Source organism: Rhizobacter sp. (assembly GCF_031412075.1).
Taxonomy (GTDB): Bacteria; Pseudomonadota; Gammaproteobacteria; order Burkholderiales; family Burkholderiaceae_C; genus Rhizobacter.
In genome coordinates this window covers 1-6,673 of sequence record NZ_JANOCG010000322.1, presented here as the reverse complement: position 1 = coordinate 6,673, position 6,673 = coordinate 1, and the positions used below count along the sequence as shown (strand labels likewise).

Genomic DNA, 6,673 nt, shown 5'->3' with positions numbered 1-6,673 from the left:
TCACTCATGCCGATGCCGGTGTCGCGCACTGAAAAGCGCAGTGTCACCCGATCACGCGCCGCCAGCACGGCGCGCACGGTCACCACCACGATCTCGCCGGTTTCGGTGAACTTGACCGCGTTGGCGCACAGGTTGATGAGTACCTGCTCCAGCCGCAACGAGTCGCCGACCAGCACCGCCGGCACCTCGGGGGCGGTGTTCATCAAAAGCTCCAGCCCTTTTTGCTGGGCCTTCAGGCCGACCACCGCCGTGACACGGTCGAACACCGTCTGCAGCTCGAAGGGGCGTGCCTCCAGGTCGAGCTTGCCGGCTTCGATCTTGGAGAAGTCGAGGATGTCGTTCAGGATGCCCAGCAGCGAGTCGGCCGCGGCGCGAGCCTTCTGCAAATAACCACGCTGGCGCGTGTTGAGATCGCTGCGCAGGGCCAGGTCGGTCATGCCGAGGATGGCGTTCATCGGCGTGCGGATCTCGTGGCTCATGTTGGCCAGGAACTCGGCCTTGGCGCGTGTGGCGGCGTCGGCCACGTCGCGCGCTTCGGCCAGCTCGCGGGTGCGCGCCGTGACCTTCATCTCCAGCGAGTCGTTGGCTTCGGCCAGCTCACGGGTGGCCTCACGCAAGCGCCCCCGCATGGTTTCGTGGGCCTGCGCCAGGGCATCGAGCTCGGCCCAGCGTGCCTTCACGCGCAGCGGCTCGTCGAGGTTCATCTGGCCGATGCGCTCACTTTGTTGCGCCAGCTCGGCAAGGGGCTCGGTGAAACGTTTGGCCCACCAACCCGCCGCCAGCCAGGCGAGCAGCAGGCTGGCGAGCGCAATCGCGGTGCCGAGCTGCACCGGCTTCGACAAGGCGGGCGCAAAGTCGGCCAGTGGCGCCATCGTCACGACCCAGAAGGTCTGAGTGCCGAACTGGCTGCGCTTGAAGGTGGCCAGCCAGGCCTGGCCATCGACACTGAAGCGCAGCAGGTGGTTGTCGGCCGCGCCCTCCCTGCGCCAGCGGCGGTAGCCCTCGGTGAGGGGCGCCACATCGAGCGCGTCGGCCTGCTTGAGCACCGCCGCTTTCATCGCCGCGTCGTCGGCAAATCGGCTCGCACGTGGAATGCCCACCACCTTGCCGTCTTGTGTGAACACCGTGACAAAGCCGCTGCGGCCGGCCACGATGTCGCGCGTGAAACGCGACAGGTCGATCAGCTTGATGTCGCTCGTCATCAGGTGGCGCAGACCACTGGCGGCCGTCCAGCGCACCACCACCGACAGGCCCGGCTCGTCGGACGAACGGAAGGTGTAGGGCTCGCTCCAGAAGATCTCGTCGTCGCTCGCCAGGCCCATGCCGCCCTTGAACCAGGGCCGCGTGCGGGCGTCGTAGTCGATCGGTTTGAGCTCGTCGCTCTGCAGCTTGCCGTCTGCGCTCCAGGCGAGAAAGCGGGCACGGCCGGGGTTCTTGAGCGGGTCGGTGAGGCGGTTGAGCCAGCGCTCGTCGCCTACGCGCAGCAGCAGCAACTCGCGCCCCTCGGCATTGGCCACCACCATCGACGACAGCTGCGGCCCCCGCACCAGCAGCGGCTGGAACAAGGTGTTGAAACGTTCGGGTTGCTCGATGTCGATCAGCCCGCCCTCGCCCCAGTCGCGGTTCAGCCGAGCGATCGCCTCGACACGGTCGACCAGCGTGCGCATGCGCCCCTCGACCTGCCCCGAGGCCTCACGCAGCTGCGCAGTGGCCAACTCATCGCCAACCGGTGCGATCACCAACGCATACAGCGCCGTGATGAAAGCCAGCAGCGCACCCAACACCAGCGTGAACGCGGCAACGACCAGGCTGCGGCGCAAGGAGATGCGCGGGGTGAGGCCCGATTCCGGCATGAGGTGACGGGTGCGTGGGGGTGCGGACCATCATGCCACGCAGCCCACACCGTGCAAGCCAGCGCAAACACGCAGGGCGCAGCACGCCCCGCGTGGGCTCACATGCCCTTGAAGAGCCCGGTGAAACTGCGGCTGACTTCGAGCTTCTCGGTGTGGCCCTTGACGCTGACCAGCTGGCGGCCGCGCATGTCGCGGCTCACGCCGGCAATGGCGCGTGTGTTGATCAGGGTGGACCGGTGGATCTGCCAGAACGCTTCAGGGTCCAGCTCGTCGATCAGTTCCTTGATGGGCTTGCGGATCAGCGCCTCGAGCGTGGCCGTCTGCACCCGGGTGTACTTTTCGTCGGAGATGAAAAACAGCACGTCGTCGACCGGGATCATCTGGATGCTCTGGCCCACGGTGGCCTGGATCCACTTGAGGCGCTGCGCCGCCGCGCCCGGGTTGAGCTGGTGGGCGAGCTTGTGCAAGAGCTGCTGCATGTCGGCGCCGGCCGAGGGCGGCGGCTCGTGCGTGGTCTCGCGCAGCGCCAGGCGTTTGCGCACACGCTCGACGGTGAGCTGCAGGCGCTCTCGTTCGGCCGGCTTCAGCACATAGTCGACCACCCCTTGCTCGAAAGCTTCGACAGCGTATTGGTCGTAGGCGGTGATGAAGACGATCTCGCAGCCGGGCCAGTCTTCGGTTTCGTCGGGGATCTGCGCGATCTGCCGTGCGGCTTCGACGCCGGTCATGCCAGGCATGCGGATGTCGAGAAAAACGATGTCGGGCTGGTGCTGGCGGGTCAGCTCGACGGCCTCGATGCCGTTCTTGGCCTCGGCCACGATCTGCAGCTCGGGCCACACTTCGCCCAGACGCGCTCTGAGTTGCTCGCGCATCAAACGTTCGTCATCGGCAATCACCGCCCTCATATGGCCTCTCCAGAATGTGAGGTGTATGGCACGGTGATCGTCACCGCCGTGCCGCCGCCCGGATTCTCCGCCACCGTGAGGCCGGCCTTGTTGCCATACAGGAGCTGCAACCGTTCGCGGATGTTGGCGAGACCAATGCCGGTGCCGGCGGTCGCCGCCTTGCCGAAGCCGAGGCCGCTGTCGGCCACCTTCACGGCCAGCTTGCCGTGCACGATCTCGGCGCTGACGGTCAGCGAGCCGCCTTCGGGCTTGGGCTCCAGCCCGTGCTTGATGGCGTTTTCAACCAGGCTTTGCAACATCATCGGCGGGAACTCGGCCGACAAGAGGCCATCGCTCACGCGGATGTCGGTTGACAGGCGGTCTTCCATGCGCACCTTCAAGATCTCCAGGTATGGCCGGATCACCGCGAGCTCGCGCGCCAGGTCGCGGTTGCCCTGCTGCGCATTGGCCTCGCGCATGGTCGGCATGCTGGCGCGCAACAAGGCGATCAGGTTCTTCTGCATCTTGCTGGCACGCGGCGGGTCGGTCTCGATCAGGTGGTCGATGCTGGCCAGGGTGTTGAACAGGAAGTGCGGCTCCACCTGCGCCTGCATCGCAGCCATGCGGGCCTCGACCACCTGGCGTTTGAGCGCCTCGCTCTCGGCCATCTCGGTGGCGACCACCACCTGCGCTTCGGCCTTGAAGCGGCCGGCCGCCATCAGCTTGATGATCCCCGAGACGAAGATCAACAAGAACACGAACGGCGGCAGGTGGTCGCCCGGGCGGAAGGCCTTGATGCGGATCTCGCGCATGCCGTTGGCTTGTTCTTCGGCCTCGCGGGCCTCGGCGATGGCTTCCTTGATGGCTTCCTTGGCTTCCGAGATCGCCTCACGCACCTCCTCGTTGGTGCCTTCCTCGGGCACCTGGACCTTCACCCCCGGCAGGTCGATGAACACGCCGCGCCCAGGCGCGCTGGCCGCTGAAGCGGGCTGCGCGGGAGCACTCGCCGGACCGACCCGCACACCCTGCTTGTCGATGGTGATGGCGTAGTTCTTGCCGTTGATGTCGAAGGTCGCCTTCTCCGTGCCCGGAGGGGTGGGCGCTGCCGGGGGCTTGGGTGGGGCAAAGCGTCGCGGCTTGAAGATGACCGTGTCTTCACCCCAGTGCAGGTTGAACGGCGGCAGCCCGGACAAGATGCCAGCGCTGATCAGCGCCAGCACCGCGAGCAGGAAAAAGCGCTTCCAGCTGATGCTGTCGAGCCAGCGCGCGTAAGCCGTGAGGCCACGCTTCAGCGAGGCAAAAAAACCGTCGGCTTTGCCTTGGGTGGAGGGAGCAGATGAAACCATGCAGGCACTGTAAGCGCCGCCACCCGCTGGCTGCCAGCGGCAAGCGACAGGCCGGACAACGGCCCGGACAGGCTGCGGGCAGCGCCGACGGGCGTCAGCGCTACCGGCGGGTCACCAGCAGGGCTCACAAGAAACCGAGCCGCCGGTTGGTGCCGAAGTTGGCGAGGTTGGGCAACACGCTGTCGAGCTGCGCATCGCTCGCGCCGAACCAAGCCAACAAGGTGGCGGCGTACTGGTCGACCGAGGTGGTGGGCAGCCAGCGGCCTTGCAGCTCCCAGCTGTCGACACCCACGTCGTTGATGCCGCCCAGCGCCAGCTCGGGGAACGTGCCGTAGCTCGCGCCGCCGTTGACCGCGCCGCCCAGCACGAGGTGGGTGTTGCCCCAGGCGTGGTCGGTGCCGGTGCTGTTGTTGGGGGTGAAGGTGCGGCCGAAATCGCTTTGTGTGAAGGCGGTGACGGCATCGTCGAGCTGCAGCGCTTTCATGGCGGCGTAGAAGGCGCCCAGCGCATCGCCCAGCTCCTTGAGCAGGTTGGCGTGCGCGCCGGTGGTGGGCGCGCCAGCCATCAGCTGGTTGCCGTGGGTGTCGAAGCCATCGAGTGCAGCAAAGAACATCTGCTTGTCGCCGCCCACGGTGGCGCTGCCGGCGATCAGCTTGGCGATCTGGTACAGCTGGCCCGCGAGGCCGGTGGTCAACTCGCCCTGCCCGGCCATCAAGGGGGCAAACGCGGTGTCGATGGCCGCCAGCGCACCGGCGCCGCCCGGCTCGATGGCCACCAGCCCACCGAGGCGCTCTGACACGCTGAACGCGTTGCGCTGCGCGGTGGCGTAGGCCTCGCCGAGCTCGGTGTCTTGGCCGGCGGCATAGAGCACGTTGAGCGCGTCCTTGCGCGCCACATAGGGCGCGTATTGCTGCGCGTCGGCGGCAAGCACCCAGGCGCCGAAGTTGTCGCCGGGGGTGTCGGGCAGCACCAGCGGCGAGATGGTTTCCGTGAGGCCGAAACGCGTGCTGCCGGCCACCGAGATCACCGGGTTGACGGTCTGCAGCGCCGCCGACGCGCGACCGCCCCAGCCGCTGCGGCTCATGGCGTGGGTGTGGCCGGTTTCCCACTCGATCTGCTGGTCGGAGTGCGAAAACAGGTTGGCCGGCATCTCGCTCGAGCTGCCCGGCAGCGCGCGGAACTGCGCCTTGCTCATGGGCCGCACCAGGGTGCCGAGGTTGAACACCGGCGCGAGCTTGCCTTCGGCCCAGGCGGGTGCGAGGGCGCTCAGCGAAGGGTGCATGCCGTAGTTGATGCCGCTCATCGGCAGCAGGCTGGTGCGCGGCAGGGCCAGGCCTCGGCGCACCGCAGCGTACTGGTTGTAGCGCGCGGTGTCGGTCGGCACGATGGTGTTGAGCCCGTCGTTGCCACCGTAGAGAAAGATGCAGACCAGGGCCTGGTAGTGGCCGGCGCGGGCGGGCTTGGTGCCCAGCGTGAGGTTGGCCACGGTGCCCAGACCGAGTGCGCCGGCGAGGCCGGCGCTGTTGCGCAGCAGCCATTGGCGTCGGTTCAGGGTGGGGGCGGCGGCAGCGTTTTTGCGGTTCATGGTGTCGTGCCCTCAGCGTTGGATCTGGTAGTGCGGCGAGCCGTAGACCAGGAAGGCCGCGGTCTTCACCCGGTTGACGCGCCAGTTGGTAGGGTCGTTGGTCGACGTCCACCAGGCGGTGGCGCGCACCACCTCGTTGCGCGCGGCGGTGGGCAGGCTGCGGCCGAGCGCCAGCATCGAGATGCGGTCGACCAGTGCGCCGGCGTCGGTGGCGTCGGCAGTGAAGGCGTTGAGGTTGACCACGGTGCCCAGGGGGCTGGGCGCGCCGCTCTGGTTGGCGGGCGTGCCGCCCCAGTCGAGCAGGTAGGTGAGGAAGTTGAGCCGCGACAACGCGGTGTTGGCGTTGTGGATGCCAAAGGTTGGGCCCACCAGCGAGGTGCCGGCCACGGGGTAGTCGGGCGGGTAGAAGTTGAACACCGAGGGTGGGCGGAACACATGCTGGCGCATGGTTTCGCCCCACCACCAGCTCAGGGCCTCGCCGTCGCTCGCGCCGTTCAGGCCACGCAGCACGCCGGTGAACAGGTGCACCGGCTCGCGCAGCCTGCCGGCGTTGCGCCCGATGCTGTCGCCACGGGCTTCGGTATCAAGCAGCACGGCGGCCACGGTGGCGGCCAGGTCACCGCGCTGCCCGCTGCCAAATGTGAGGTAGCGGCCGGAGGTGAAGGCCGCCGCCACCCGGCCCACGTAGGCCGGCGAGGGGTTGCTGCTGACCAGGTGCTGGATCAGCTGCTTGCCGATGAAGGGCGCGGTGTTGGGGTGGCTGATGACGCTGTCGAGCACCGTCTCGAGTGCGGCGGGGGCGGTGTGGTTGGCCGCGAGCGAATAACCGTTGAGCAGGGAGCGCGCGGCGGTGTCGTGGTAACGGGCCACGGGGATCATGTCGCCGTCGTTGGCGCCACCGTAGTAGCGGCAGTTGGCGCCAGTGGGCCAGCAGCCATACGAGTTGGCGCCGCCCGAGGGGTAGGTCCAGCCGGTGATAGAGTAGGCGTAGGCACGAACGTTGTC

General features: G+C 67.8%; 5 protein-coding genes. All 5 read right to left on the bottom strand.

Annotated elements, in window-relative coordinates; translation table 11 throughout:
• Positions 1-1,853: histidine kinase dimerization/phospho-acceptor domain-containing protein (locus tag RMO40_RS11740; RefSeq protein WP_309721008.1), on the bottom strand; the 1,853-nt coding region annotated here is incomplete at its 3' end.
• Between the two features lie 98 nt (positions 1,854-1,951).
• Entirely contained in the window at positions 1,952-2,758 is an 807-nt protein-coding gene (locus RMO40_RS11735; RefSeq protein ID WP_309721005.1) for a LytTR family DNA-binding domain-containing protein, read from the bottom strand.
• Positions 2,755-4,083, bottom strand: coding sequence for a histidine kinase (locus tag RMO40_RS11730; RefSeq protein WP_309721002.1), 1,329 nt, complete (start codon positions 4,081-4,083; stop codon positions 2,755-2,757). Before RMO40_RS11730 ends, RMO40_RS11735 begins: the two co-directional genes overlap by 4 nt.
• A 124-nt stretch (positions 4,084-4,207) precedes the next feature.
• Entirely contained in the window at positions 4,208-5,668 is a 1,461-nt protein-coding gene (locus RMO40_RS11725) for a DUF1501 domain-containing protein (protein ID WP_309720999.1), read from the bottom strand.
• Positions 5,669-5,680: 12 nt separating this feature from the next.
• Positions 5,681-6,673: DUF1800 family protein (locus RMO40_RS11720; RefSeq protein ID WP_309720995.1), on the bottom strand; the 993-nt coding region annotated here is incomplete at its 5' end.

Excerpts from the sequence above, each read along its gene's own strand:
- RMO40_RS11735 (WP_309721005.1), bottom strand. The coding sequence starts at position 2,758 with ATGAGGGCGGTGATTGCCGATGACGAACGTTTGATGCGCGAGCAACTC.
- RMO40_RS11730 (WP_309721002.1), bottom strand. The coding sequence starts at position 4,083 with ATGGTTTCATCTGCTCCCTCCACCCAAGGCAAAGCCGACGGTTTTTTT.
- RMO40_RS11725 (WP_309720999.1), bottom strand. The coding sequence starts at position 5,668 with ATGAACCGCAAAAACGCTGCCGCCGCCCCCACCCTGAACCGACGCCAA.